A 26710-nucleotide genomic window follows, 5' to 3' on the forward strand; every position below is an offset into this window, starting at 1 on the left:
AAGAACCCCATGGTGTTCCGCAAACTGATGGCCGCGTTCGGCGCGGGCGTCGAGGTCGACACGGTCCTCACGAACACGGGCGTGCGGCCGGGCGAGACCCTGCACGGCGTGGTGAACTTCCGCGGCGGCAACAACGACTACAAGGTCGAGGGCATCTACATCGACCTGACCGCCGTGGTCGAGGTGGAGTCCGGCGACAACGAGTACAAGACGAGCTACAGCTTCCTGCGCCAGCAGGTCGCGGGCACGTTCCAGCTCGCCGCCGGAGCTCAGCACCAGCAGCCGTTCCAGATCGCGATCCCGTGGGAGACGCCGATCAGCGCGATCGGCGGCCACCCGCTGCACGGGATGAAGCTGGGCGTGCAGACGGAGCTGGCCCTCGCGGGCGCGCTCGACAAGGGCGACCTCGACCCGCTGTTCGTCAGCCCGCTGCCGGCCCAGGAGTACGTCATCGCCGCGCTCGACCGGATGGGCTTCCACTTCAAGAAGGCCGACCTGGAACGCGGCACGCTGTACGGCTCCACGATGCCGTTCTTCCAGGAGATCGAGTACTACGCGGGCGGGCAGTGGCGGCGCCACTTCAACGAGCTGGAGCTGACGTTCATCGCCGGGCCGCGGCAGATGGACGTCATCCTGGAGGCCGACAAGCGCGGCGGCTTCCTGACCTCCAGCCACGACGCCTACAACCGCTTCACCGTGCACTACGACGGCCCGCCGCACGCGGCGGAGCAGGCGCTGCAGCACGGCCTGGAGCAGATGGCCCGCCACCGCGGCTGGTTCTGAGCCGGGTCCCCGTCCCGGGCGGAGGGTGCCGCCCGGGGCGAAGTTCCCGGCATCTTTCGCCAGGTGATCGTTCTCTGGTGGTCTCCTTGCGCGGTCGTTACCATGACCTCGGGGACTGACTGATCGTCGGACGGCGGGGCGAAGATGGCACGGTTCGTGTGGGCGATGAAGCGGGCCGCTCCGTGGGCGGCGCGCAACGCCGACGGCGCCATCGCCCTCATCCTGGCCGTCGTCGTGGGCGTGCTCGGCATCATGCCGGACGAGATGTTCGGCAAGGAGGGCCAGGACATCCAGCGCCAGCTCGTCAACGCCGCGACGCTGGTCATCCTCGCGCTGGTGGCCACCGCGCTGCTGCGCGACCGGCTGCGCCAGGCCCCCGTCGAGCGGACGATCACCTCGGGCGCGCTGGCCGAGCTGCCGGTGCGCCTGGCGCGCATGGAGCAGATCGAGAGCCTCGCCCACAGCACCCGCCGCGCCCTCGACGCCCTGCAGCTCGTACGGGTCCTGGGCAGCCGCCAGGAGATCGCGCAGTCGCACGCCGAGGCGCGCAAGGACACCGCCCGCTGGAGCTTCAAGGGCGGCACCGGCACCTACCTGCGGGCGGTCACGCTGCCGCTGTGCGTGGCGGCGGCGCGCAGGGAGAAACGGCACCTCACCGTCAGGGTCGAGGTGCTCGACCCGGCCGACGCCGAGGTGTGCGAGACCTACGCCCACTACCGCCGCTCGCTGTCGGAGTCGCCCGACGCCACCGGCGAGACGTGGACGACCGACCGGGTCAGGAAGGAGTCGTACGCGACGATCCTGGCCGCCTTCTGGCACCGCCAGCGCTACGGCCTGCTCGACATCGCCGTGGGCCTGTCGGCCACGATGACCACGTTCAGGTGGGACCTGTCGAGCACCCGCCTGATCATGACGGTCGAGGACCCCAACATGGCGATGACGGCGCTCGCCGGCACCTTCTACTACGAGAACTGCGACACCGAGCTGCGGCTCAGCTTCGAGCAGGCGCGGCGGGTGCCGCTGGAGCAGTACAAGAAGGTGCCGCTGAGCGACGAGCCGACGATCGAGGAGGTGCAGGAGCTGTTCGAGCACATCGGCATGCCCCTGCCCAAGTCGTACGACGGCCGCGACGTGGTGGACATCGCGCGCAAGGCACTGCGCGCCGTCGACCCCTACGGGCCATGAGCTACCAGGAGGCGCGCCGCAGGGTGACGGCGGGACAGGCGCGGGAATGGGCCCTGGAGGCGCTGGAACGGCCGCTGAGCGCCATACGCCATCCCCTGGGCTTCGTCTGCCTTCCCCTGGAGCGCGACGGCGACGAGGGCGTCTGCGTCCACCTGTGGTCCGGCTCGCTCGCCCACGCCGAGAGCACCACCTCGCAGATCCACTGCCACAGCTGGGACCTTTTCAGCCACGTGCTCTACGGGCAGATACGCAACGTGCACATCACCGTCGCGGACGCCGGCGCGGAGGCCACCCACCGGGTGTTCGAGGTGGTCAGCGACGCCTCGGGCGACCGCATCTCGCCCACAGGCCGCACCGTGCGGCACGCCACCGGCCTCGTGGAGGTCTTCGGCGCCGGCGACACCTACACGCTGCCGGCCGGCCGCTTCCACTCCAGCGTGGTGCCCGAGGGCGGCGAGGCCGCCACCATCGCGCTCGGCCGGGGCCGGCCGGGCAGCCACGACCTGTCGCTCGGGCCGCTCGACGCCGGTCCGCACCACGTGTCCAGGCAGCCCCTGGACCCCGGCGAGACCGCACTCGCCGTCCGCCTCGTCACCGCGCACCTGACCTGAGGGGTAGCCGATGGACCTGGACCACGCTCGCACGGTCGCCGTCGAGGCCGCCGAGGCCGCAGGAGAGCTGCTCAGGGAGGGCACGCGGGGCACGATCGGGGTCCGGGCCAAGGGCGTGGCCGGCGACGTCGTCACCGACCTCGACCTCGCCTCCGAGAAGCTGCTGCTGGAGCGCATCCTGACGGCGTTCCCGTCCCACTCGGTGATCGCCGAGGAGTCCGGGCTGGTGGGGGCCGCGGGCGGCGAGTGGACGTGGCTGGTCGACCCGCTCGACGGCACCAACAACGTGGCGATCGGGCTGCCCGCGTTCGTGGTGGGCGTGGCGCTGTGCAGGGACGGACGGCCGGTGCTGGGCGTGGTGCACGATCCGGTGTCCGGGCAGACGTGGTCGGCCGTGCGGGGGCGGGGGGCGACGGCCTCCTCGGGGGCGCGCCTCGCGCCGCCGTACGCGCCGAGCCCGCACGGCCCGCTCCTGGCCTGGACCCAGGGCTACGGCGTCGCCAGGGACGACGCCACGGGCAGCGCGCTCAAGCAGGCGATGGAGCGGGCCTCCCGCCGGGTCCTGCAGCTGTGGGCGCCGCTGCTGTCGTGGGCGATGCTGGCGCGCGGCGACATCGACGGCATCGTCGGCTACCGCGCCGAGGCCGTCGACCTGCCGGCGGGCGCGCTGCTGGCCGTGGAGGCCGGGCTCGACATCAGGACGCTGGACGGCGAGCCGTTCGAGGCGTGCATGGACGCGCCCGCCGAGCGGCGCAGCTTCGTCGCCGCCCATCCGCGCGCCATCCCCGGGCTGCTCGCGCTGCTCCGCTGATCCGCTTCTGTGCAGAAGCTTTTGTGCAGAAGCTTTTGTGCAGAAGTACGCGGAAGAAGTGTGTCGCAAGCCGATGAGTTCCGCTCCCGCCCGGAGTCTCATCAGACGACGGCACACGGAAGAGGAGCCCGACATGATGACCACGGCCCAACTCGCGCAGGTGCTCTTCACGACCGCTCTGCAGCCCTCCGACGCGCTCTCGCCGTACGCCATCCGCGAAGCCGTGGACGAGCGGCTGTGCGCGTGCGGCGGCGACCCGGCCCGGTGCGCGGGCCAGGTGGCGCAGGAGGCCGGCGACCACCCCGAGGCGTACGCGCGGCGCATGCGCTGGGCGCTCGGCGCGGTCGCCGACGCCTACCAGCTCACGGCGGCGTGACCTTCAGAGCGCCCAGACGGTGGCCACCAGTCCCACCACGGCCAGCCCGGCGCCGGTGAGCAGGAAGCGGCCCATCGGCACCCGCACCTCGTGCCTGCGGCACGACTCGAACCACAGCAGCGTCGCCAGCGACGCCCACGGCGTCACCACCGGACCGACGTTGGTGCCCACCAGCAGCGACAGCAGCCGGTCCTGGTCGGCGGCCGGGATGACACCCTCGACGGCCTTGTACGCGGGCAGGTTGTTGATCGCGTTGGACAGGCCCGCGCCCACGGCGGCGGTGCGGTAGGGGTCGCCCTCGGCGCCGATCATCCAGGTCATCAGGTCGGCGAGACCGTGCCGGCTGAGCGTCGGCACCACCAGGAACAGCCCGGTCACGAACACCACGAGCTGCCACGGGAACAGCCGCCAGGACAGGCGCTCCCGGGCGCGCAGCAGGAACACCACCAGGACGAGCGCGGCGGCCGCACCCGCGGCCACGGCCACGTGCGCCTTGAGCAGCAGCAGCACGATGAACAGCAGGCAGCCGGCCGACGCCACGCCGAACAGCGCCCGGTCGCCGACCGGCTCCAGCACCGGCGGACTGTAGCGCAGGTCGCCCCGCTCCCCCCGCCGCCAGAAGAACGCCCACAGGAACGCCATCGTCACCAGGATGGCGGCGATCTGCGGCGCCCACATGCGGGCGGCGAACTCCTGCGCGTCGAGGCCGAGCTTGTCCATGGCCAGGAGGTTCGTGAGGTTGGAGACCGGCAGCAGCAGGCTCGCGGTGTTGGCCAGCCAGATCGTCGTCATCGCCAGCGGCAGCGGGGCGATGCGGGCCTTCGGGGCGAGGGCCAGCATCACGGGGGTGAGCAGGACGGCGGTGGTGTCCAGGTTCAGGAAGATCGTGACGAACGACGCGAAGGCCGTACAGAGGAGGAACAGGGCGGCGTAGTTGCCGCGGCCCAGCACCGCCATCCGCGCCGCGATGGCGTCGAAGACCTGGGCCTCCTTGGTCAGCTCGGCCAGCACGATGACCGCCACCAGGAAGATCAGCAACGGCCAGATCTCGTCCAGGCTCTCGGCGGCGGCCTCCCACGGCAGCAGCCCGGTCGCCACGAACACCAGGCCGAGCACCAGGAGGCCGATCCTGATCCAGTCGAGCAGACTGAGACGCCACACGCAGAAGATGATCGCATAAGGTGCTCATGGCCCGCGCCGTGCTCATGGCCCGCGCTTCGCGCGGGCGGCTCGGTCGCCGTGCTCATGGCCCGCGCTCCGCGCGGGCGGCTCGGTCGCTCAGATCCGCCGCCTTCCCTCGTCACTACGGTCGCTTCGCTCCCTTCGTTCCTCAGTCCAGGCGGCGGCGCTCCCTCGCAGCGCTCCCTCGCGGGGATCTCGCGGGGGATACTGACTGGCATGGCACGTGACGGCAGGCCGACCGACATCTTCGTCAGCTACTCCCCGGCCGACACCGCGTGGGCGACGTGGATCGCCTGGGAACTCGAGGCGGCCGGCTACCGGACGATGATCCAGGCGTGGGACTTCGTCCCCGGCACCAACTTCATCGACTTCATGGACCGCGGGGTCAGCGAGGCCCAGCTCGTCGTCGCCGTGCTCTCGCGCAACTACCTGACCTCGCGCTACGGCCGCATGGAGTGGCAGGCGGCGATGCGGGCCGACCCCGACAACCCCTCCAACAAGCTCGTCACCATCCGCCTGGAGGACGTCCAGCTCGAAGGGCTGCTGTCCACGATCACCTGGGTCGACCTGCTCGGCGTCACCGACCCGGGACAGGCCAGGGCGCTGCTGCTGGGCCGGGTCGGCGAGGCGCTGGCGGGCCGGGCCAAGCCGGAGTACGCCCCCGCCTTCCCCGACGCCGGCAGGGGCGGTCGCGCGCCCGCGCCCGCGCCGACGCTGCCGCCTCCGGCCGAGCGGGCGCGGACGCGCCGCGCCCCGGTGACCGCGCCCGCCTTCCCGCCCGCGGCCGGCCCCGTGGGCGGGCGGAAGTCGGTCAGCGTGCTGCACATCGGCGGCCCCCGCTTCGGCCGGGCGCTGCCCGATCCCGGGGACCCGTTCACGCCCGAGGACATGCAGGCGCGCATCTGGGCGGACCTCACCGCCATGTACGACCGCGGCACCCCCCGTCCCGACCTCATGGTCGTCAGCGGCGACCTGACCGAGTCGGGCAGTCTGCGGCAGTTCGGGCAGGCCACCAGGTTCGTCACCGATCTGCGGCTGCTGCTCGGGCTGGAGCCGCACCGGCTGGTGCTGCTGCCGGGCCCGCGCGACGTGACCAAGGCGGCGGCCAGCGCCTACTTCATGACGTGCGAGGCCGACGACGTGAGCCCGCAGCCTCCCTACTGGCCGAAGTGGCGGCACTTCGCCGGGCTGTTCGGCGAGGTCTACCAGGGGCTGGACGACCGGGTGTTCGACGGCGGGCAGCCCTGGACGCTGTTCGAGGTGCCCGATCTCAAGGTGGTCGTGGCGGCGCTCAACTCGACGATGGCGATGAGCCATCTCGAACGGGACGCGTACGCGCTGCTGGGCGAGGCGCAGGCGGCCTGGTTCGCCGAGCGGCTGCGGCCGTACGAGGAGGCTGGCTGGCTGCGCCTCGGCGCGATGGGCCATCCGCCGGCGGAGCTGCGGGACGCGCCGACCTTCGAGCGGCTGCTGGGACACCGCCTCCACCTGCTCTTCCACGGCGGCCCCGGGCACGGCGGCGAGGGCCGGGTGGCCGCGCCGCGCGCCGGGCGGCACCAGGTCGTCGAGATCACCCCCGACGGCATGCGCACGTGGCTGCCGGACGAGGGCGTGCCCGAGCGGGTTCCCGGCAGGTGGCGGGGCGCGCAGGCGACGTTCACCGGCCGCACGCTGGACGTGCCGCCGCCGCGGCCCAAGCCGGACGAACGCGCGCCGAGCCCCGTCGAGCTGCTGCTCGACCGGATCGCCGAGGTGTGCGAGGCGCGGCACGAACGGGCCAGGATCCGGCGCTTCCCCGCCCATCTCGTGGTCACCCACCCCGAGGACGGGTTCGTCCGGCAGTTGATGATCGGCGCGCACGTCGGCGAGGTGACCGAGGAGTCCGCCGACACCTTCGCCCGGCAGGCGCACGCCGCCGGGCTGGCCGCCGAGCTGGTCTACCAGGGCCCGCCCGCGCCCCGCTGGATCCGCGACGACCTGATGCGGCAGGGGGTGCGGCTGCGCAGCTTCACCGAGTTCCAGGGCCTGCTCGACCTCACGGGCTACGTCAGCGAGCAGACCGCGCGGCTGGTCGGCGACCGCCGCTACCCGCCCGAGCTGTACGTCCCGCAGCGCTTCCGCGAGCTCGACCGCCCCGGCGGCCAGGTCAGGCATGGCCTGACGGACGAGATGATGCGGCTGCTGGCCACCGACCACGGCCGCTTCCTGCTGCTGCTCGGCGACTTCGGGCACGGCAAGACGTTCGCGCTGCGCGAGCTGGCCCGGCGCATCCCCGCCGAGCTGCCGCACCTGACGCCGATCCTCATCGAGCTGCGCGCCCTGGACAAGGCGCACTCGGTGGACGCGCTGGTGGCGGCCCACCTGGCCTCCCACGGCGAGGAGTACATCGATCTCAAGGCGTTCCGCTACCTGCTGCGGCAGGGGCGCATCGTGCTGCTGTTCGACGGGTTCGACGAGTTGGTGACGCGGCTGACCTACGACCGGGCGGCCGACCACCTCGCGACGCTGCTGGCGGCGGCCGAGGACAAGGCGAAGGTCGTGGTGGCCAGCCGTACCCAGCACTTCAAGTCGCACAGCCAGGTGCTCACCTCGCTCGGCGAGATGGTCGGGGTGCTGCCGCAGCGGCGGGTGCTCAGCGTCGAGGACTTCACCCGCGACCAGATCCGCTCCTACCTGGACAACCGGTTCGAGGACGGCGACGAGGCGCACGCCCGCATGTCGCTCATGGGCGAGCTCACGGACCTGCTGGCGCTCGCGCAGAACCCGCGCATGCTCTCCTTCATCGCCGACCTCGACGCCGACCGGCTGCGCACCGTGGCGCGGGCCCGCCACACGGTCAGCCCGGCCCTGCTGTACGAGGAGATCCTCGGCTCGTGGCTGGCCTTCGAGGAGCGGCGGGCCCGGGTGCCCGGCTCGGCGATGGCCCTGACCACCGGCGAGCTGTGGCAGGTGGTGACGGCGCTGGCGCTGCGGCTGTGGGAGACGGGCGAGTCGCTGCTCGGCGTGGACGAGCTGACCGAGATCGGCGAGACGCTCACCGACCTGGCGGGCGGCCAGCTCTCGGCCGCCCACGCGGCGCACGCGATGGGTTCGGGCAGCCTGCTCGTACGCACCGAGGAGGGCATGTTCGGCTTCATCCACGTCTCGGTCATGGAGTGGCTGATCGCCCGGCACCTCGCCACGGGCGACCTCGCCCTGCTGGCCCGCCTCCCGCTGTCGGCGCTCACCGTGGAGTTCCTGTGCGACCTCGCGGACGTGCGGGCGCTGCGCGCCTGGGTGGCCGATCCGCCCCCCGGCGACGTCTCGAGCGCCAACGCCGTCAAGATCGCCGCCCGGCTGCGCACCCCGGCCCGCGCCGACCTGCGCGGCGCCAACCTCAAGGGCGAGGATCTGTCGGCCCGCGACCTGCGCGAGGTCGACCTCACCGGCGCCGACCTGTCGGAGGCCACGCTGGCGGGCACCAACCTGTCGCGGGCCGTCCTGCGCGGGGCCCGGCTGGCGGGCGCACGGCTCGACGGCGCGACGCTCGCCGGGGCCGACCTGACCGACGCCGACCTGTCGGGGGCGCGGCTCGCGCAGACCGACCTCAGCGACGTGACCGTGGCGGGCGCCCGCTGGCACCGGGCCGCGCTCATCAACGTCACCGGCACGCTGCCGCACCTGCCCGGCGCGGCCGTGGTGCCCGGGCAGCCGGTCGAGGTGGAGTTCGCCCCCGCCGGCATCGGCGTCCCGTACGGCTACCACTTCCAGACCAGCCGCCTGCCCGAGCCGATCGCCTACAGCCCCGACGGCGCCACGGTCGCGATCGGCGACGAGGACGGCGGCGTGCTGCTGTGCGCGGGCGGCGCGCCGGTGCGCACCCTCCAGGGGCACCGGGGCCGCGTCTACGCCGTCTCCTTCGCCGGCGACCTGCTGGCCACGGGCGCGAGCGACGGCCAGGTCATCCTGTGGGACGCCCTCACCGGCGAACGGCTGCGCACGCTCACCGGCCACGCCGACGGCGTCTGGCCGGTGAGCCTCAGCCCCGGCGGCGACCTGGTGGCGGCCGGGGGCGGCGACGGCGTCGTCCACGTGTGGGAGAGCGCGACCGGACGCACGGTGCACGAGCTGGCCGGGCACCGGGCGCCGGTCTACACGATGGCCTTCAGCCGCTCGGTGCTGGTGACCGGTGACGCGGCGGCGGCCGTACGGGTCTGGGACCTGGAGAGCGGGCAGGTGCGGCACACCCTCGACGGCCACCGCGGCAAGGTCTACCGCACCGTGCTCAGCCCCGACGGCGCGCTGCTCGCCACCGGCGACGAGGCGGGCACGGTCCGGCTCTGGGACACCGCCTCCTGGCGGTTGCTGCACACCCTCACCGGGCACGCGGGCAGCATCTACTGCATGGCGTTCGCGCCGGACGGCTCGCTGCTGGCCAGCGGCGACACCGTGGGCGGCGTACGCCTCTGGGACCCGTCGGGGCGGGCGCTCGGCGTGCACACGACGCACGCGACGCCGGTCTACCAGATCGTCTTCAGCCCCGACGGCGCCGTGCTCGCCTCCGGCGACTCCGCCGGGCTCGTACGCCTCCAGCCCGTGGGCGGCGGGCCGCGGGTGGAGCTGACCGGGCACCGCAGCTCGGTGTGGCCGTTCGCGTACCGGCCGGACGGGCAGCAGATCGCGACCAGCAGCAATGACGGCACCGTGCGGCTGTGGGACCCCCACACCGGCCAGTGCCAGCGGGTGCTGCGCGGCCACGGGCGGCGCATCTCGTCGGTGCGCTTCAGCGCCGACGGCACGATGCTGGCCACCAGCGGCAACGACGGCGTCGTACGGCTGTGGGAGCCGCGCACCGGGCGGCGGCTGCGCGAGTTCAGCGGCACCTCCGACCGGCTGATCTCCGCGCTGTTCTCCCCCGCCGGGCCGGTGCTGGCCACCTCCAGCAACGACGGCGGCGTGCACCTGTGGAACGCCGTCACCGGCGACTACGAGCGCGAGCTGCACGCCGAGACCGACCACGTGTGGGCCGAGGCGTTCAGCCCCGACGGCGACCTGCTGGCCACGGCGAACGACGACGACAGCGTACGCATCTGGTACCGCCCGACCGGGCGGCTGACGGCCAACCTGCTCGACCACCGGGGGCGGGTGCGCTCGATCGCGTTCAGCCCCGACGGCTCGTACGTGGCCACCGGCTGCGACGACAAGCTCGTCCGGATCTGGCACGTGGCCTCGGGCGGCCGGATCGCCACCCTCGAAGGCCACACCGACCGCGTCTACTCCGTGGCCTTCTCCCCCGACGGGCGGCTGCTGGCGAGCGCCGGGAACGACGGGCGTGCCCTGGTGTGGGAGCTGCTGCCCGGCCAGCCCTGGCAGCCGCGGCTCGCGCGCACGCTCGGCGGCGACGGCGGACGGTGGTGGAGCGTGGCGTTCGACGCCGCCGGCGCGCGCCTGGCGACCTGCGGCGACGACCGGCTCGTCCGGGTCTGGGACGCCGCGACCGGGCGGCAGCTCCACGCGCTGGCCGGGCACACCCGGCGGGTCTGGTCGGTCGCCTTCAGCCCGGCCGGCGACGACCTGCTGGCCAGCGCGGGCGACGACGGCGTGGTCATCCTGTGGGCGGGCGGCGAGCGGCGGGCGACGCTGCTCGGGCTGCCCGAGGGGTGGGCGGCGCTGGCCCCCGACGGCCGGTACAAACTGCACGGCGAGCCGGGCGGGCAGTTCTGGCACGTGATCGGGATGTCGCGGTTCGAGCTGGGCGAGCTGGATCCGTACCTGCCCGGGGTGCGGCAGGTGCCGCTGGACTCACCCTTCTGACGTGCCGCGCATGGGGCGGCCGAGCAGGGCGGTCGCCACGCTCTCGATGTGCGGGGCGAGGTCGGCGGTGGCCGCCCCGGTCAGCGCCGGGGTGCCGACGACCGAGCGCAGGATGCCGATGCCGACCAGCCAGGCGCTGAGCAGCTCGGCGCGCAGCTCGGCGTCCTCGCCCTCGGCCAGGTCGGCGAGGGCCCGTACGTAGGTGGCGCAGACCTCCTCGCGCATCCGCAGGCGGGCGTCCTCGTGGGCCGAGGAGCGGAGCATGGCCACCAGCGGGTGCTCGCCGCCGTAGCCGGTCCAGTCCTGGAAGACGACCGCGCCGACCATGCGGGCGACCAGCTCCTCCGGCGGGCCGTCCCCGGGAAGGCCGGCCGGTAGGTCGGCGGTGACCTCGTCGAACAGGGCCTTCTTGGAGCCGAAGTAGCGGAAGATCAGGGTGGCGTCCACGCCGGCGTCGGCGGCGACGTCGCGGACGCTGGTGGCGTCGTAGCCGTCGCGGGCGAAGCGCAGCCGGGCGGCCTCCAGCAGCCGGGCCCTCGTGGCCTCCCGGTCTCTCTTCGCCATCGCCCCTCCTGGTCATCGACTGTTGACATCCTATCGGCCGGGCATGTTACGGTCCTTCAAGTCATCGAACGATGACTTAGTGGACGGGAGCGTGACATGGGAACGTACGTGGTGGCGGGCGGCACGACCGGGATGGGGCGCGGCCTGGCGCTGCACCACCTGCGGGCCGGCGACCGGGTGACGGTGGTCGGCAGCGATCCGGGCAGGGGGCGTGCCTTCCTCGCCGAGGCGGAGCGGCTGGGGGCCGGGGAGCGGGCCGCGTTCGTACGGGCCGACCTGACCTCGGTCGCGGAGAACCGCCGGGTGATCGAGGAGGTCAGGGCCCGGCACGACGCCCTCGACGGGCTCATCCTCACCGCCCTCCGGCACTTCGGGAGCCGCACGCTCACCCCGGACGGCTTCGAGGCCACCTTCGCCCTCTACTACGTCAGCCGCCTCCTGCTCAGCCACGGCCTCACGGACCTGCTGGAGAAGGGGGACCAGCCGATCATCGTGAACGTGTGCGGCGTCGGCGTCACGAAGGGCCGGATCCACTGGGACGACCTGTCGCTCGGCCGCGGCTACAGCGGCATCAAGGCGATGCTGCAGGGCGGGCGGGCCACGGACCTGCTGGGCGTCGCGTACCCAGACGTCCATCCCGGCGGGCGCACCCGCTTCCTGCTGCACCATCCGGGCTTCACCGACAGCGGCACCGGCAGCCTTCCCCAGCCCACGCGGACGCTCGTCCGGCTCCTCGCCAAGGTCGCCGGGCAGCCCGTGGAGAAGGCCATCGAGCCGATCATCGCGCTGATGGCGGAGCCGCCCGCCGGGCGGCTGCTCGCCTACGACCGCCTTACCCCGGTGGACCCGTCGATCCCGACGCTCGACCCGGCCGCCGCCCGCCGCCTTTACGACCTGACCCGCCACCTCCTCGACTGAACGCCCCATTTGCCGCGATTGCCGCGTCCGGCCGCCGGACTGTGGGAGGATCCTGGGCTAGATCGTTTCGGTGGCGCGGAGCATCGCGAAGGGGATGGACGATGGTTACCTGCCGGAGGCTGGGCTCGTGACCGCCGCACGCGACCACGCCGGACCAGGCAAGGCGGAATCACCACAGACCGGTCCGCCTCAGACCGGGCCACACCAGGACGAGCCGGGCGGCGCGCCGCTGCGCCAGGACGGGCCTGACCAGACGACCGGACCGCGCCAGGACGGGCCGGATCAGGACGGGCCGGGCGAGGCGGGCCTTCTCGCGGCAGCGGGCGGGCTGCCGAGCAGGCGGGAGGTCATGCCCAAGCGGGCCGCCGTACCGATGCCATGGACGCGGCACTCGGGCACCGGCCCGGCGCGGGAGGGCGAGGGCCGCTCGCACGCCGCCAAGACGGCCGCCGTGGCCGTGGGCGTGGTGCTGCTGACCCTGGCCGGGGTGCTGATCGGCATCCCGGCGTTCCGCACGACGCTGGACCCCGTGCCCTACCCGGGCTCGGTGCCTCCGACGCCGCCCGCCGCCGCACTGCGCCGCAGCCCCGCCGCCACCGCACCCGCGTCGGCCATCACGCCGCCGGCCGTGAACGCCGCACCCGTCACGACGCCCCCCGCGCCCGCCACGTCCTCCGCGCCGCCTCCGTCGCGGCCGTCGTCGCAACCGGTCGCGACCACGACCTACCCGACCACGCCGGGCATCGTACGACCGCAGGCGGCCCGCAACCCGCGCGCCCGCACCACCCGCCCGCGCGCCATCCGCCCTCAGCCGGTACGCCCGAGACGAAGCGCGGTTGTCATGGGCACCAGCGAGGACTCAGGGACCCCAGCCCCCACGGCCACCACCAAGCCCCAGGACACCACGGCCACCCTCACCCCGGCCCCGCAGGTTCCGGGCCGCCTCAAGGGCCAGGCAGCCGGCGAAACCTCGTGATCATCCCGGAGACCAGCCCACGGACCGGTCCGGCGGACAGCCCGCTGACCGGTTCACGGACCGGTCAGCCGCGCGCGCCCCGCCGCAGCAGCTCGGCCCAGACCTCGGCCACCCGCGCGTCCAGCTCCTCCAGCGCCCCTTCGTTGGCGATGACGATGTCGGCGACCGCCAGCCGGTCCTCCCGGCTGGCCTGGGCGGCGATGCGCGCCTTGGCGTCGGTCTCCGCCATGCCGCGGTGCTCGGCGAGCCGCCGGATGCGCACCTCGTCGGCCGCGTCCACGACGATCACGACGTCGTACATGGGGGCGAGTTTGTTCTCGACCAGCAGCGGCACGTCGTAGACCACGACGGCGTCGCCGGGCGCGTCCGCCTGCAGCTGCGCCACCCGCTCCCCCACGAGCGGATGCACGATGCCGTTGAGCACGGCCAGCTTCTGGGAGTCGGCGAAGACGATCGAGCCCAGCTTCTCGCGGTCGAGCGCCCCGTCGGGGCGGAGCACCTCCTCGCCGAAGGCCGCGACCACCCGTGCCAGCCCGGCCGTGCCGGGTTCGACGACCTCGCGTGCGATCTTGTCGGCGTCGATCACGACCGCTCCGTGAGCCGCGAGCCGCCTGGACACCTCACTCTTGCCGGATCCGATGCCGCCGGTGAGCCCAATCTTCAGCACCGCTGAAGCCTATCCACGATGGCCGGACGGCGCACGACCGGACGGTTCCGCCTCCCGGCGCAGGTGGACCATCGTCAGGTGGTCGTCCATCCGCTCGCGGTGCGTCTCCCGGTAGCCCAGACGCCGGTAGAGCTTGAGGTTGCCCGCCGACAGGTGCCCGGTGAACAGGTCGAACGCGGTCGCCTCCGGCATCTGCTCGTGCAGCGTCCGCAGCAGCGCCGTGCCGAGGCCCTGCCCCTGCAGGTCGGGGGCGACGACCAGCCGCCCGACCACGCAGGTGGTGCCGGAGAGCTGCCCGCGTACGGCGCCGACGATGCGGCGGCCACCGTCGAGCGCCTTGAGCACGACGGCTCCCTCGATGGCCTTGCGCAGCTGCTCCAGCGACTCGACGAGCGGCGGGATGTAGGGGTCGCCGTAGAGCTGGGCCTCGCTCACGTAGGCCGCCCGTTGCAGGGTGAGGATCTCCCCGGCGTCCGCCGGCACCGCCCGTTCGATCATCACGCCGTCACCCTACCGCCCGGGCGCTCACGGCCGGAGGAGGACCTGGAAGAACTCCCGTACGCCGGTCACGACCGACCCGGGCGCGGCCATCGCCACCATGTGGCTCGGGCTCTCCCCGTCACCCCAGTACACGACGTCGTTGCCGCGCTCGGCGATGCGGCGCAGCAGGCCGGGTCCGCCGTGCGTGGCTCCGGTGGGCACGGCCCGCTGGTCGACAGGCATGCCGGCGGCGCCCTCGTAGTACGTCCAGGAGGACGATCCGCCGGTGCCGGTGAACCAGTACAGGCTGGCGGTGGTCAGCAGCAGGTCACGGCCGATCGGCTCGGCGACGGGGCCGTTCCGCTCGGGCCAGCCGTCGAACTCCTTGAACCGCTCCACCAGGTACGCCAGTTGCGCCACCGGCGAGTCGGCGAACCCGTGGGCGAGCGTCTGGGGCCGACTCGCCAGGTAGGGGCCGTACCCGCTGCCGCCGGCCATCCGCTCCCCCAGCGTCTTCAGCCAGCCCAGCTCCTCCGCGCTCGCCCCTTCCAGCTCGGCGGGGTCGCCGGTGGGGATGCCGAGGCCGGAGGTGATGACCGCCCCGGTCACGTGCTCGGGGTCGAGGGCGGCGAGCCGCGCCGTGACCAGCGCCCCGGCGTCGTTGCCGTGGGCTCCGTAGCGGTCGTGGCCGAGGCGGCGCATCAGCTCGGTCCAGGTGCGGGCGACCCGGTCGACGCTCCACGGCCGCTCGTCGGCGGGCTCGGGGAACGGCGAGAAGGCGAAGCCGGGCAGGGACGGCGCGACGACGTGGAAGGCGAGGGCGGGGTCGAGCCCGTGGGCGCGCGGGTCGGTGAGCGGGCCGAGCACGTCGAGCAGCTCGGCGACCGTGCTCGGCCAGCTGTGCGTGATGATCAGCGGCAGCGCGTGCGGCTCCGGCGAGCGTACGTGCAGGAAGTGCACCCGCTGCCCGTCGATGTCGGTCGTGAACTGCGGGAAGGCGTTGAGCCTGGCCTCCTGGGCCCGCCAGTCGAAGGTCTCGGCCCAGTGTTCGGCCAGCTCCCGCAGGTGGGCGACGGGCACGCCGCGGTCCCAGCCGCCGGGCAGCTGCCGGGCCCAGCGGGTGCGCCGCAGCCGCTCGCGCAGGTCGTCGAGGTCGGCTTGGGGGATGTGGATACGGAACGGCGTGATCGTTTCGGTCATGGAAGGAACAGTAGGAGCACATGCGGCAAGGTTCTTTCCGCAATCACGCGAGAAGATCGGTGCCCGGACATGCGAAAAGCCCCGCACGAACCCGTGCGGGGCTTTCCGTTACCGCCTACTCCAGGGAGCTAGAGCCTCAGCTCTGGCCGCCCGCGAGCTTCTCGCGCAGAGCCGCGAGCGCCTCGTCCGAGGCGAGCGCGCCGGCCGCCGGAGCGGACGACGAGGAGCTCTGCTGAGCCTGGGTCTCGCCGCCGTAGGACGTCGGAGCGCCCTCGCCGGCCTCGGCCTCGGCCTTGCGGGCCTCCTCGATCTGCTTGCGGTGGGCCTCGAAGCGCTGCTGGGCCTCGGCGTACTGCCGCTCCCACTCCTCACGCTGCTTGTCGAAGCCCTCGAGCCACTCGCCCGTCTCCGGGTCGAAGCCCTCGGGGTAGATGTAGTTGCCCTGGTCGTCGTAGGTCGCGGCCATGCCGTAGAGCGTCGGGTCGAACTCGACCTCGGCGCCCACGCCCTCGTTGGCCTGCTTCAGCGAGAGGCTGATGCGACGACGGTCGAGGTCGATGTCGATGATCTTGACGAAGATCTCGTCGCCGACCTGGACGACCTGCTCCGGGATCTCCACGTGGCGCTCGGCCAGCTCGGAGATGTGGACCAGGCCCTCGATGCCCTCCTCGACCCGGACGAACGCGCCGAACGGCACCAGCTTGGTGACGCGGCCCGGCACGACCTGGCCGATCTGGTGGGTGCGGGCGAACTGCTGCCACGGGTCTTCCTGGGTGGCCTTGAGCGACAGGGAGACGCGCTCGCGCTCCATGTCGACGTCGAGGACCTCGACCGTGACCTCCTGGCCGACCTCGACGACCTCGGAGGGGTGGTCGATGTGCTTCCAGGAAAGCTCGGACACGTGGACCAGACCGTCGACGCCGCCGAGGTCCACGAACGCGCCGAAGTTGACGATCGAGGAGACGACGCCCTTGCGGACCTGACCCTTCTGCAGGGTGTTGAGGAAGGTCTGGCGGACCTCCGACTGCGTCTGCTCGAGCCAGGCGCGGCGCGACAGGACCACGTTGTTGCGGTTCTTGTCGAGCTCGATGATCTTCGCCTCGAGCTCGCGGCCGACGTACGGCTGCAGGTCGCGGACCCGTCGCATCTCGACCAGGGACGCCGGGAGGAAGCCACGGAGGCCGATGTCGAGGATGAGACCACCCTTGACGACCTCGATGACGGTGCCGGTGACGATGCCGTCCTCGTCCTTGATCTTCTCGATCGTGCCCCAGGCGCGCTCGTACTGGGCGCGCTTCTTGGACAGGATCAGGCGGCCCTCCTTGTCCTCCTTCTGGAGAACCAGGGCCTCGACGTGTTCGCCGACCTCCACGACGTCAGCAGGGTCGACATCGTGCTTGATCGAAAGCTCGCGCGAGGGGATGACACCCTCGGTCTTGTAGCCGATATCGAGAAGGACCTCGTCTCGATCGACCTTGACGACGGTGCCCTCGACGATGTCGCCGTCGTTGAAGTACTTGATGGTCTCGTCGATCGCGGCGAGGAAGGCTTCCTCGGACCCGATGTCGTTGACCGCTACCTGCGGGGTGCTCGAGGTGGCCTCAGTGCTGGACGTCATGTGTGGAATTGCTCCGAACGCGGACAGGATGTCGATGTGGCGGACGCGCGGCAGGCCCTCTTCCGCATCAAGCCGAGGAATTACGACATCGACGTGACCGAGCGCGAGCCCGCTCCGTCTGAGGCGCGCGCGAGCCCACAGCGCAGCGATCAGCATATGAGACCAAACCCACGGGGTCAATCCAGGGCGAGGTCAGTAGGCGACGACCTGGAGCCCCCGCTTGGCGATGATATTACCCTTCGCCGCCCGGGGGATGGAGATCCGCTCCGGGTCCCCGTCGGAGACGTAGCGCTTGCCGGGATGCTTGTCCAGCCACTCCAGCCAGTACTGCGAGCACCATTTGCGGCACTCGCCCTTCTTGCCGTTGCTCTGGATGCGCTGGATCGCGCCCCGGTCGAAACTTTTCGCGTAGGGCGAAACCGAGGGCTCGGCTCCGGCGAGGAACACGCCGGCGAAATCATAACGGGTCCCGTCCCATGATCCGGTCCTGGCGACCTTCTTGGCGTGGGGCATCGACCCGTACGGCAGCGCCATGGTGCGGGACGGCGGCGCGCCGAGCTTCTTCAGCAGCCGCTCGATCCGGCCGATCTGCTCGCGGACCTTGCGCTTGCGCAGGGCCCGCAGGTTGGGGTGGCTCCAGGTGTGGTTGGCCACCTCGTAGCCGTGCTCGGTCAGCCAGCGCAGGGCGGCCGCCTGCCCGGCCTCGTCGCGCAGGCCGAACGGCTCGTGGTTGACCCAGAACGTGGCGGTCGGCCGGAACGACGGGTAGCGGGCGGCCACCTCCTGGATGATGGCCACCGCGGTGCCGGGGGCCGGGTTGCCGTTCGCGTCCAGCGCGAAGTGGCTCGGATGCCCGTCGTCGAAGGTCAGCACGACCGGGTAGCGGCCCGCGGGCACGCGGATGTCGCCGGTGGCGAACTCGGCCGCGGTGATCGGCACGTAGCCCGCGCGGGCCAGCCGTTCCAGCTCCTTCCTGAGCTGGTCGGGGGTGCGGTCGATGGAGGCGAGCCGCTTGCGCACGATGCGGTGGTACATGAGGACCGGCACCAGCCCCGCCTCGTTGGCGCGTACCTGCCGGGCGAACTCGGGCGTGGCCACCACTCCGGGCGGCTGCCCGGGCGGGGTCGCCACGGTCTCGGCGGGCGCCGCGGACGGCGGGCTCTCCTCGACCTTCCCGGCGGAGGCCGGGCCGGCGTGCGGGAGCTCCTGCGCCGGTATGAGACTGAGCCCGATGACCGCCACGGTGACCACGACGACGTTCGCGAGGCCGATGATCTTCGTGGAGGACGCTGGTAACCGCACAGAACTCCCGTGCCGCTAGGGGAAGCCGACACTCCACCCTAGTCCAGATCTGTACGGAAACCGGGGACCCCGGGCGACATGCCGCCCCCCGGGGGCTCCCGGACCGCGGGTCAGTGCCCCGCGTCCTCCCAGGTGCGCCCGACGCCCACGGAGACCTCCAGCGGCACCCGCAGGTGGTAGGCGGCGTTCATCTGGTCGCACACGAGCTGCCTGAGCGCCTCCAGCTCGCCCGGCGCCACCTCGAACACGAGCTCGTCGTGGACCTGCAGCAGCATCCGCGAGGCCAGCCCCTCCTCCTGGATGGCCTGGTGCACGTGGAGCATGGCGACCTTGATGATGTCGGCCGCCGAGCCCTGGATCGGCGCGTTGAGCGCCATCCGCTCGGCCATCTCGCGCCGCTGCCGGTTGTCGCTGGTGAGGTCGGGCAGGTAGCGGCGGCGGCCCATGATCGTCTCGGTGTAGCCGTCGGCGCGCGCCTGGGCCACGATGGCCTGCAGGAAGTCGCGCACGCCGCCGAACTCCTGGAAGTATTCCTCCTTGAGCGCCCGCGCCTCGGCCACCGGGATGTTGAGCTGCCCGGACAGCCCGAAGTCGGACAGTCCGTAGGCGAGGCCGTAGTTCATGGCCTTGATGCGCGCCCGCAGCTCGCCGTCGATCTGCTCGGGCGGCAGGTCGAACACCCGGGCCGCGGTGGCCTTGTGGAAGTCGTGGCCGGACTCGAACGCGGCGATCAGCGACTCGTCGCCCGACAGATGGGCCATGATGCGCAGCTCGATCTGGCTGTAGTCGGCCGTGAGCAGCGTCTCGTAGCCCTCGCCGACGGTGAAGCCCTGCCGGATGCGGCGGCCCTCGGCGGTGCGGATCGGGATGTTCTGGAGGTTGGGCTTCTCGGAGGAGAGCCGGCCGGTCGCGGCGATGATCTGGTTGAACGTCGTGTGGATGCGCCCGTCGTCGGCGATCTCCTTGATCAGGCCCTCGACCGTGGTGCGCAGCTTCTGCTGGTCGCGGTGGCGCAGCATGATCGTCGGCAGCTCGTGCTCGGTCTGCGTGGCGAGCCAGGCGAGCTGGTCGGCGTCGGTGCTGTAGCCGGTCTTGATCTTCTTCGTCTTGGGCAGGTTGAGCCGGACGAACAGGATCTCCTGGAGCTGCTTGGGCGAGCCCAGGTTGAACTGCTCGCCCACGGAGCGGTGCGCCTCCTCCACGGCGTGCTTGACGGCCGAGCCGAACTCGGCCTCCAGCCCCGTGAAGTAGGCGCTGTCGACCGCGATGCCCGCGCGCTCCATCCCGGCCAGCACGGTGAGCAGCGGCAGCTCGACGTCGTCGAGGAGCTGGGTGCCGCCGCGCCCGGCCAGGAAACGCTCCAGCGCCTCGGCCAGCTCGCGCACGACGTGGGCGCGCAGCGCGAGATCCTTGGCGGGGGCGTCCTCGTCGTCGCCGAACAGCGCGGCCTGCCCGTCGGACTCCTCCTCGGCGCGCAGGTCGCGGTTGAGGTAGCGGCGGGCGAGGTCCTCCAGGGCGAAGGTGCGCTGGCCCGGCATGGCGAGGTAGGCGGCCAGCGCGGTGTCGCAGCTCAGGCCGCGCAGGTCCATGCCCTGCGCCCACAGGGCCAGCAACGGGCCCTTGGCGTCGTGGACGGCCTTGGGCCGCCCCTCGTCGGCCAGCCAGGCCCGCAGGGCCGCCTCGTCGGCCTCGGTGAGCTTGACCGGGTCGATGTGGGCGGCCGTGCCGTCGGGCGAGGCCACGGCGATGGCGTCGATGCGGCCGGTGCCGCTGCCGTAGACGCCCTTGACGGCGAGCCCGGCCCGGCCCTCCGGCATGGCGGCCAGCCAGCCGGCCACCCGGTCGGGGCCGAGGATCACGGTCTCGACCTCGAAGCCCTGGTCGGGCTCCTGCTCGCCGGTGCCGAGCACCTTGAACACCCGCTCGCGCAGCTCGCCGCGGATCTGCAGGGTGTCGAAGAGCTTGTTGACCTCCTCGCGCTCCCACACGCCCTGCCTGAGCTCGCCGAGCTCGGCCTCGACCGGCACGTCGCGCAGCAGCTCGGTGAGCCGGCGGTTCATCAGCACCTGGGCAACGTGGTCGCGCAGCTTGTCGCCGACCTTGCCCTTGACCTCGTCGACCCGGTCGACGAGCGCGGTCAGCGTGCCGAACTCGCGCACCCACTTGGCGGCGGTCTTCTCGCCCACGCCGGGGATGCTCAGGAGGTTGTCGCTGGGGTCGCCGCGCAGCGCCGCGAAGTCGGGGTATTGGACCGGGGTGAGGCCGTATTTCTCCTCGACGGCCTCGGGCGTGAACCTGGTCATGTCGCTGATGCCGCGCCGGGTCATCAGGACGGTGACGTGCTCGTTGACGAGCTGCAGCGCGTCGCGGTCGCCGGTGACGATGAGCACGCTCATCCCCTGCTCGGACGCGCGGGTGGCGAGCGTGGCGATGATGTCGTCGGCCTCGAAGCCCGCCTTGGACAGGCGCGGGATGCGCAGCGTGTCGAGCAGCTCGAAGATGAGCTGCATCTGGCCGCGGAAGTCCTCCGGCGTCTCGCTCCTGTTGGCCTTGTAGTCGGCGTATTCCTCGTGCCGGAACGTCGGCTCGGACCGGTCGAAGGCCACGGCGACGTGGCTCGGCTGCTCGTCGCGCAGGACGTTGGTCAGCATCGAGGTGAACCCGTAGACCGCCTCGGTGTGCTGACCGTCGGAGGTCATGAGGTTGGCGTCCTTGAGCGCGTAGAAGGCGCGATAAGCCAGGGAATGCCCGTCAAGCAGCAGCAGGCACGGACGGCTGGGGGTCACTTCACTCTTCGGCACGTACGCAGCCTAGTCTGCCCCTGCGACAGAAAACCTGAGCTCGGAAGAGTGGAGGCGACCCCTTGACGCAGACCAACCCGCTTGATCTCCCGCTGCTGAACGGCATGCACGCCGGCACGCTGGCGACCCGCATGGGCATCGAGTTCCTGGAGGCGGGCCCCGACCGGGTGGTGGGCCGGATGCCTGTGGAGGGCAACACGCAGCCGTACGGGCTGCTGCACGGCGGCGCGTCCGTGGTGCTGGCCGAGAGCCTCGGCTCCGTGGCCGCGGCGATCCACGCCGGGCCCGAGCGCATCGCGGTGGGCGTCGAGATCAACGCCACGCACCACCGTTCGGCCCGCTCGGGGCACGTCACGGGCGTGGCGACGCGGTTGCACGCGGGGCGGACGCTGGCGACGTACGACATCGAGATCACCGACGAGGAGGGCCGGCGGGTGTGCACCTCCCGCCTCACCTGCATGCTGCGCGACCGCTGAGGCTTTTGCCGTATTTTTGCCCAGCGGCCACTTCGCCCGATTCTTTGCGCATCGCCCCCGCGGGTCGCTACGGTGGTCCGAACGCGAGCCCGCGGGGAGGCCCGGTAGATAACGTGCACGGCCGGCGATGCCCTGCACGGCCCCAAAGGCCGCCCCCGCGGGCTCGTCCATACTTCCCGCGATTTCGTTATCGTTCCGTTCCTTCCGGCCGCCAGGTGTCTTCCCCCATTTAGCCCCTGACCTGCCAACTTGATTCCTCACGTGAGTGACACCGTGTTGTCACTAATTGGTGACGAACGATACTGAAACGGGCGTCACGGCAATAGGCTCCCGCCATTGCATCCCAGTTGTGCCTGCGATGCGCGCGTGTCGAGATGGAGGGGCACCACCCCGCCTTGACCTACTTGAGGGAGCACCATTGCGCAGAGCCGTGATCGCGTTCACGGCCTTCCTGGGTGGACTCGTCTTCCTGCTGGCCGGGCCCGCACACGCGGGCCCCGCCGACTGCCAGGGGCTGAAGGGGACACTCAAACTCCAAGGCCAGCCAGTGAACGGCGCCAAAATCTCGGTGACCACCGAGGGCGGACAACCCGTCCAGGAGGTTACCTCGAACGCTCAAGGCATTTGGGACGTTCAGGTCGACAAGCCGGGCAAGTACAAGGTCACTCTGGACCCCGGCTCGCTTCCTCAGAACAGCCAGGTCCGCGGCGGCAACAACGTCCGCACGCCGACCGTCTACGAGGGCAACTGCTCCACCGTGCTGTTCGCGCTGGAGGCCAAGGGCGCCGCCGCCGGCCCCGACCAGGAGGCCACCGGCGAGAGCTCCTTCTGGGCCCAGGCCGCGCAGCTCGCGTTCGAGGGGCTCAACCTCGGCCTCATCATCGCCCTGGGGGCGCTCGGACTCTCCCTCATCTACGGGACGACCGGCCTGACCAACTTCGCCCACGGTGAGCTCGTCACCCTGGGCGCGGTCCTCGCGTACGCGTTCAACGTCGGGTTCAGCATCCAGCTCATCCCGGCGGCGATCCTCGCCGTCGTGGTGGCGGGCGCGCTGGGCTACGGACAGGACCGCTTCTTCTGGGGGCAGCTCCGCAAACGCGGCACCGGCACGATCGCCATGATGATCATCTCGATCGGTGTCGCGATCCTGCTGCGCAACCTCATCCAGTTCTTCTTCGGGCCGCAGACGGAGACCTACACCGACTACAACACCCAGGCCGGTCTCCAGCTCGGCCCGATCAGCGCCGCCCCCAAGAACCTGTGGGCCATGGGCATCGAGCTCGCGGTGCTCATCGTCGTGGGCCTCGCCCTGATGAAGACCCGCACCGGCAAGGCCGCCCGCGCCGTCGCCGACAACCCGGCGCTCGCCGCCTCCTCCGGCATCAACGTCGACCGCGTCATCCGCATCATCTGGACCGGCGGCGGCGCCATCGCCGCGCTGGCCGGCGTCATGCTCGGCCTGTCGCAGTCGCTGAAGTTCACCATGGGCCAGGACATCCTGCTGCTCATCTTCGCCGGCGTCACGCTCGGCGGGCTCGGCACCGCCTTCGGCGCGCTGGTCGGCTCGATCGTGGTCGGTGTGTTCATCCAGGTGTCCACGCTGTGGGTGCCGCCGGAGCTGAAGTCCGTCGGCGCGCTGGTGGTGCTCATCGTCGTGCTTCTCTTCCGGCCGCAGGGCATCCTCGGCCGACGCGAGCGGATCGGGTGACGGGGGTAACACATGGACTGGCTCACGATTTTCACCACCACCGTCCACGCCGCCATCGGCTGGGAGACCGTCGTCTACGGTCTGGCCGCGATCGGCGTCAACATCCACTTCGGCTACACCGGCCTGCTCAACTTCGGCCAGGCGGCGTTCATGGCCGTGGCCGGGTACGGCCTGGCCGTCACCGTCACGGTGCTCGACCTGCCCTTCTGGGTCGGCATCTTCGTCGGCCTGGGGGCCGCGGTGCTCCTGGCGCTCCTCATGGGCATCCCGACGCTGCAACTGCGCGCCGACTACCTGGCGATCGTCACCATCGCCGCGGCCGAGATCATCCGGCTGATCTTCCGTTCGGTGCAGTTCAAGGAGGTCTTCGGCGGCTCTGACGGCCGGCGCGGCTTCAACGGCGACTTCTACGCCATGAACCCCTATCCCGAGGGCCGCTACGGCATCGGCCCGATCGTCTTCGACGAGCGTACGCTGTGGCTGCTGACGGTCGGCTGGATCGTCGTGCTGCTCGCCTGCGGGCTGGTCTACCTGCTCATGAAGAGCCCGTGGGGCCGCGTGCTCAAGGCCATCCGCGAGGACGAGGACGCCGTGCGCGCGCTCGGCAAGAACGTCTTCGCGTACAAGATGCAGTCGCTGGTGCTCGGCGGCGTCATCGGCTGCTTCGGCGGCTTCTTCTACGGCCTCTACAACGGCGCCGTGCAGCCCGACGTCTTCGGCACCGAGATGACGTTCTTCGCCTACACGATCGTCATCCTCGGCGGCGCCGCCCGCGTCTTCGGCCCGGTCGTCGGCGCGATGATCTTCTGGGTGCTGTTCGTCTTCATCGGCAACCTGCTCGCCGAGCTGGTCGCCAACGGCTACATCCCGTTCATGACCAGCATCCAGGTGGGCCCGATCCGTTACGCCCTGGTCGGTCTGGGCTTCATCCTGTTGCTGATCGTCCGGCCGCAGGGCATCTTCGGTGACAAGAGGGAGATCGCGATCAATGCGCGATGACACCATGGATGAGACGACTGACGAGTCCAAGGACGGCGCCGTGACCGCCAGCCGCAAGGCCGCGGCCCTGGAGGCGTTCAAGGACATGGCCCGCGAACCGGGCGTGCCCAAGCCCGACCCCATCCTCGTCGTGGACAAGGTCGTGCGCCGCTTCGGCGGCCTCACGGCGGTCGACGTCGAGCACGTGGAGGTCCAGCGCGGCTCCATCACCGCGCTGATCGGCCCCAACGGCGCGGGCAAGACCACGTTCTTCAACCAGCTCACCGGGTTCGACACCGCCGACGCCGGCAGCTGGACGTTCAACGGCCGCGCGATGAGCGGCGTGCCCGCCCACAAGGTGGCCCGCGCCGGCATGGTGCGCACGTTCCAGCTCACCAAGGCGCTCTCCCGGCTGACCGTCATGGAGAACATGCGCCTCGGCGCCCAGCAGCAGAAGGGCGAGAGCTTCTGGCGGGCCCTCGTGCCCGGCTTCTGGCGCTCCCAGGAGCAGGAGATCACCGAGCGGGCCGAGGAACTGCTGGTCCGCTTCAAGCTCGACGCCAAGCGCGACGACTTCGCCGGCTCGCTCTCCGGCGGCCAGCGCAAGCTGCTGGAGATGGCGAGGGCGCTCATGGTGGGCCCCGAGCTGGTCATGCTGGACGAGCCCATGGCGGGCGTGAACCCGGCGCTGACGCAGTCGCTGCTCGGCCACGTCAAGGACCTGCGCGAGCAGGGCATGACGGTGCTGTTCGTCGAGCACGACATGGACATGGTCCGCGACATCAGCGACTGGGTGATCGTCATGGCCCAGGGCGCGGTGATCGCCGAGGGCCCGCCCTCGACGATCATGTCGGACGAGCGGGTGATCGACGCCTACCTCGGCGCGCACCACGACGCCCCGCTGTCGGACACCGAGCTCCAGGCCCAGCTCCACGAGGCCGAGGCTGAGCTGGAGGCCGAGATCGAAGAGGAGACGCAGAAGTGAACGCCGTCCCGGAGCCGGCCGAGTCCAAGGCGGCCATCACCGACCGCGGCGCGCACCTGGAGGGCGCCGAGAACGCCCTCCTGCGCTGCGACGAGCTGATCGCCGGCTACCTGCCGGGCGTCAACATCCTCAACGGCGCCGACCTCTACGTGGGTGAGGGCGAGCTCATCGGCATCATCGGCCCCAACGGCGCCGGCAAGTCGACGCTGCTCAAGGCCATGTTCGGGCTGGTCAACATCCGCAGCGGCACGGTGCTGCTGAAGGGCGAGGACATCACGAACATGAAGGCGCACGCGCTGGTCTCGCGCGGCGTCGGCTACGTCCCGCAGACCAACAACGTCTTCCCCAGCCTCACCATCGAGGAGAACCTGGAGATGGGCGCCTTCCAGGTGCCGGGGAAGTTCAAGGAGCGCTTCGAGTTCGTGGCCGAGCTGTTCCCCGCGCTGAAGGAGCGGCGCAAGCAGCGCGCGGGCTCGCTGTCCGGCGGTGAGCGGCAGATGGTGGCGATGGCGCGGGCCCTGATGACCGAGCCGTCGGTGCTGCTGCTGGACGAGCCGTCGGCCGGTCTGTCGCCCAAGCTGCAGGACCTGGTCTTCATCCAGGCCCAGCAGATCAACAAGGCCGGCGTCACGGTCATCATGGTCGAGCAGAACGCCCGCCGCTGCCTGCAGATCTGTCACCGCGGCTACGTGCTGGACCAGGGCCGCAACGCCTACAGCGGCACCGGCAGGGAGCTCGCGAACGACCCGAAGGTGATCGAGCTGTACCTCGGCACGCTCGCCAAGGCGTAATTCGCCCCGAACGGCTGAGGAGCTCCCACGGAGCCCCTCAGCCGTTTTTTAATGGGCGGTGTGAAACGCTTAGCGACAGTCGCGCTCATGCTGCCCGTCCTGCTCCTGGGCTGCCAGGACGACGCCTCCTCGGCGCCGAAGTACAGCACCGGCGGCGACCCCACCGACAGCCCCTGCGCCCGCGTGGTCTCCGCCATCGGGTACGCCGGCCTGCTGCTGGAGCCGAAGGGCCAGGAGGACCGGCAGCACTTCGAGGACGCCGTGATCGGCCGCCTGGCCGAGGCCCGCGGCATCACCCTGCAGTTCGGCGCCCGGCTGCCCGCCTCGCTCAAGGGCGACGTGGCGGCGCTGGAGTCGGCCACCGCGGGGCTCGCCAGGAACGACGTGCCGCGGGAGCGGCAGGTTGCGCTGCTGAGGGAGTACCGCGCGGCGGCCGACCGGATCGTCGCCGGCTGCCGGTGACGCCCTTCACGGGCGGCTCCAGGGACGCGGAAGGGCCCGGCCG

Annotated in this window: 22 protein-coding genes; 14 read left to right on the forward strand and 8 right to left on the reverse strand. The window is 71.6% G+C overall.

Annotation, left to right across the window (positions count from 1 at the left end):
* The first annotated feature begins 9 nt into the window (after positions 1-9).
* From SMD20_RS13955 to SMD20_RS13975, 5 genes are all read left to right on the forward strand, one after another.
* Complete coding sequence (locus SMD20_RS13955) at positions 10-783, forward strand: sporulation protein (RefSeq protein WP_329580198.1); 774 nt, start codon at positions 10-12, stop codon at positions 781-783.
* Between the two features lie 144 nt (positions 784-927).
* On the forward strand, positions 928-1968 hold the full coding sequence (locus SMD20_RS13960; protein WP_329580201.1) for a hypothetical protein: 1041 nt from the start codon (positions 928-930) through the stop codon (positions 1966-1968).
* Positions 1965-2579: a hypothetical protein gene (locus SMD20_RS13965; protein WP_329580204.1), complete on the forward strand. Its 615-nt coding sequence runs from the start codon at positions 1965-1967 to the stop codon at positions 2577-2579. Before SMD20_RS13960 ends, SMD20_RS13965 begins: the two co-directional genes overlap by 4 nt.
* 10 nt (positions 2580-2589) lie before the next feature.
* Positions 2590-3390, forward strand: coding sequence for an inositol monophosphatase family protein (locus SMD20_RS13970; protein ID WP_329580207.1), 801 nt, complete (start codon positions 2590-2592; stop codon positions 3388-3390).
* A gap of 133 nt (positions 3391-3523) precedes the next feature.
* Positions 3524-3766 carry a hypothetical protein gene (locus SMD20_RS13975; protein WP_329580210.1) on the forward strand — a complete coding sequence of 81 codons (243 nt, stop codon included), beginning with the start codon at positions 3524-3526 and terminating at the stop codon, positions 3764-3766.
* A 3-nt stretch (positions 3767-3769) separates the two neighbouring features.
* Here SMD20_RS13975 and SMD20_RS13980 read toward each other — a convergent pair whose 3' ends face one another.
* Positions 3770-4927, reverse strand: coding sequence for an SLC13 family permease (locus SMD20_RS13980; RefSeq protein ID WP_329580212.1), 1158 nt, complete (start codon positions 4925-4927; stop codon positions 3770-3772).
* A gap of 237 nt (positions 4928-5164) precedes the next feature.
* Here SMD20_RS13980 and SMD20_RS13985 point away from each other — a divergent pair, with 237 nt between their 5' ends.
* The gene (locus SMD20_RS13985) at positions 5165-10741 is read left to right on the forward strand and encodes a TIR domain-containing protein (RefSeq protein ID WP_329580215.1); all 5577 of its coding nucleotides are present in this window, start codon (positions 5165-5167) and stop codon (positions 10739-10741) included.
* Here SMD20_RS13985 and SMD20_RS13990 read toward each other — a convergent pair.
* Positions 10730-11305 (reverse strand): TetR/AcrR family transcriptional regulator, encoded by a 576-nt coding sequence (locus SMD20_RS13990; protein ID WP_329580218.1) that lies wholly within the window; start codon positions 11303-11305, stop codon positions 10730-10732. The genes SMD20_RS13985 and SMD20_RS13990 overlap by 12 nt on opposite strands.
* Before the next feature lie 96 nt (positions 11306-11401).
* On the opposite strand from SMD20_RS13990, the gene SMD20_RS13995 reads away from it, so the two are divergent.
* Both SMD20_RS13995 and SMD20_RS14000 read left to right on the forward strand, forming a co-directional pair.
* Complete coding sequence (locus tag SMD20_RS13995; RefSeq protein ID WP_329580221.1) at positions 11402-12223, forward strand: SDR family NAD(P)-dependent oxidoreductase; 822 nt, start codon at positions 11402-11404, stop codon at positions 12221-12223.
* Positions 12224-12350: 127 nt separating this feature from the next.
* On the forward strand, positions 12351-13199 hold the full coding sequence (locus tag SMD20_RS14000) for a hypothetical protein (RefSeq protein WP_329580224.1): 849 nt from the start codon (positions 12351-12353) through the stop codon (positions 13197-13199).
* A 64-nt stretch (positions 13200-13263) separates the two neighbouring features.
* On the opposite strand, the gene coaE is transcribed toward SMD20_RS14000, so the two are convergent.
* The 6 genes from coaE to polA all read right to left on the reverse strand — a co-directional run bounded on the left by coaE (position 13264) and on the right by polA (position 21267).
* Entirely contained in the window at positions 13264-13866 is a 603-nt protein-coding gene (coaE, locus tag SMD20_RS14005) for a dephospho-CoA kinase (RefSeq protein ID WP_329580227.1), read from the reverse strand.
* A 9-nt stretch (positions 13867-13875) separates the two neighbouring features.
* Positions 13876-14364 carry a GNAT family N-acetyltransferase gene (locus SMD20_RS14010; protein ID WP_329592533.1) on the reverse strand — a complete coding sequence of 163 codons (489 nt, stop codon included), beginning with the start codon at positions 14362-14364 and terminating at the stop codon, positions 13876-13878.
* Positions 14365-14391: 27 nt separating this feature from the next.
* Complete coding sequence (locus SMD20_RS14015; RefSeq protein WP_329580228.1) at positions 14392-15546, reverse strand: epoxide hydrolase family protein; 1155 nt, start codon at positions 15544-15546, stop codon at positions 14392-14394.
* 136 nt (positions 15547-15682) lie between these two features.
* Complete coding sequence (gene rpsA / locus SMD20_RS14020) at positions 15683-17164, reverse strand: 30S ribosomal protein S1 (RefSeq protein WP_329580230.1); 1482 nt, start codon at positions 17162-17164, stop codon at positions 15683-15685.
* A gap of 192 nt (positions 17165-17356) precedes the next feature.
* On the reverse strand, positions 17357-18466 hold the full coding sequence (locus SMD20_RS14025; RefSeq protein WP_329580232.1) for a polysaccharide deacetylase family protein: 1110 nt from the start codon (positions 18464-18466) through the stop codon (positions 17357-17359).
* Between the two features lie 110 nt (positions 18467-18576).
* Entirely contained in the window at positions 18577-21267 is a 2691-nt protein-coding gene (gene polA, locus SMD20_RS14030; RefSeq protein ID WP_329580234.1) for a DNA polymerase I, read from the reverse strand.
* Positions 21268-21371: 104 nt separating this feature from the next.
* Here polA and SMD20_RS14035 point away from each other — a divergent pair, with 104 nt between their 5' ends.
* The 6 genes from SMD20_RS14035 (at position 21372) to SMD20_RS14060 (ending at position 26667) form a co-directional block, all read left to right on the forward strand.
* Positions 21372-21743: a PaaI family thioesterase gene (locus SMD20_RS14035; RefSeq protein WP_329592535.1), complete on the forward strand. Its 372-nt coding sequence runs from the start codon at positions 21372-21374 to the stop codon at positions 21741-21743.
* Between the two features lie 418 nt (positions 21744-22161).
* Positions 22162-23451, forward strand: a complete 1290-nt coding sequence (locus SMD20_RS14040) for a branched-chain amino acid ABC transporter permease (RefSeq protein ID WP_329580237.1) — start codon at positions 22162-22164, stop codon at positions 23449-23451.
* 12 nt (positions 23452-23463) lie between these two features.
* Complete coding sequence (locus SMD20_RS14045; RefSeq protein ID WP_329580240.1) at positions 23464-24450, forward strand: branched-chain amino acid ABC transporter permease; 987 nt, start codon at positions 23464-23466, stop codon at positions 24448-24450.
* Positions 24451-24535: 85 nt separating this feature from the next.
* A complete protein-coding gene (locus tag SMD20_RS14050) occupies positions 24536-25414 on the forward strand; it encodes an ABC transporter ATP-binding protein (protein WP_329592537.1) in 879 nt (292 codons plus the stop codon).
* On the forward strand, positions 25411-26205 hold the full coding sequence (locus tag SMD20_RS14055; RefSeq protein WP_442942479.1) for an ABC transporter ATP-binding protein: 795 nt from the start codon (positions 25411-25413) through the stop codon (positions 26203-26205). Before SMD20_RS14050 ends, SMD20_RS14055 begins: the two co-directional genes overlap by 4 nt.
* Positions 26206-26265: 60 nt before the next feature.
* A complete protein-coding gene (locus SMD20_RS14060; RefSeq protein WP_329580243.1) occupies positions 26266-26667 on the forward strand; it encodes a hypothetical protein in 402 nt (133 codons plus the stop codon).
* Positions 26668-26710 lie beyond the last annotated feature (43 nt).

It is taken from the genome of Nonomuraea sp. LP-02 (assembly GCF_036289125.1).
In the GTDB taxonomy this organism is placed as follows: domain Bacteria; phylum Actinomycetota; class Actinomycetes; order Streptosporangiales; family Streptosporangiaceae; genus Nonomuraea; species Nonomuraea bangladeshensis.

Excerpts from the sequence above, each read along its gene's own strand:
- SMD20_RS13955 (WP_329580198.1), top strand. The coding sequence starts at position 10 with ATGGTGTTCCGCAAACTGATGGCCGCGTTCGGCGCGGGCGTCGAGGTC.
- SMD20_RS13960 (WP_329580201.1), top strand. The coding sequence starts at position 928 with ATGGCACGGTTCGTGTGGGCGATGAAGCGGGCCGCTCCGTGGGCGGCG.
- SMD20_RS13965 (WP_329580204.1), top strand. The coding sequence starts at position 1,965 with ATGAGCTACCAGGAGGCGCGCCGCAGGGTGACGGCGGGACAGGCGCGG.
- SMD20_RS13970 (WP_329580207.1), top strand. The coding sequence starts at position 2,590 with ATGGACCTGGACCACGCTCGCACGGTCGCCGTCGAGGCCGCCGAGGCC.
- SMD20_RS13975 (WP_329580210.1), top strand. The coding sequence starts at position 3,524 with ATGATGACCACGGCCCAACTCGCGCAGGTGCTCTTCACGACCGCTCTG.
- SMD20_RS13985 (WP_329580215.1), top strand. The coding sequence starts at position 5,165 with ATGGCACGTGACGGCAGGCCGACCGACATCTTCGTCAGCTACTCCCCG.
- SMD20_RS13990 (WP_329580218.1), bottom strand. The coding sequence starts at position 11,305 with ATGGCGAAGAGAGACCGGGAGGCCACGAGGGCCCGGCTGCTGGAGGCC.
- SMD20_RS13995 (WP_329580221.1), top strand. The coding sequence starts at position 11,402 with ATGGGAACGTACGTGGTGGCGGGCGGCACGACCGGGATGGGGCGCGGC.
- SMD20_RS14010 (WP_329592533.1), bottom strand. The coding sequence starts at position 14,364 with ATGATCGAACGGGCGGTGCCGGCGGACGCCGGGGAGATCCTCACCCTG.
- SMD20_RS14015 (WP_329580228.1), bottom strand. The coding sequence starts at position 15,546 with ATGACCGAAACGATCACGCCGTTCCGTATCCACATCCCCCAAGCCGAC.
- rpsA (WP_329580230.1), bottom strand. The coding sequence starts at position 17,164 with ATGACGTCCAGCACTGAGGCCACCTCGAGCACCCCGCAGGTAGCGGTC.
- SMD20_RS14035 (WP_329592535.1), top strand. The coding sequence starts at position 21,372 with ATGCACGCCGGCACGCTGGCGACCCGCATGGGCATCGAGTTCCTGGAG.
- SMD20_RS14045 (WP_329580240.1), top strand. The coding sequence starts at position 23,464 with ATGGACTGGCTCACGATTTTCACCACCACCGTCCACGCCGCCATCGGC.
- SMD20_RS14050 (WP_329592537.1), top strand. The coding sequence starts at position 24,536 with ATGGCCCGCGAACCGGGCGTGCCCAAGCCCGACCCCATCCTCGTCGTG.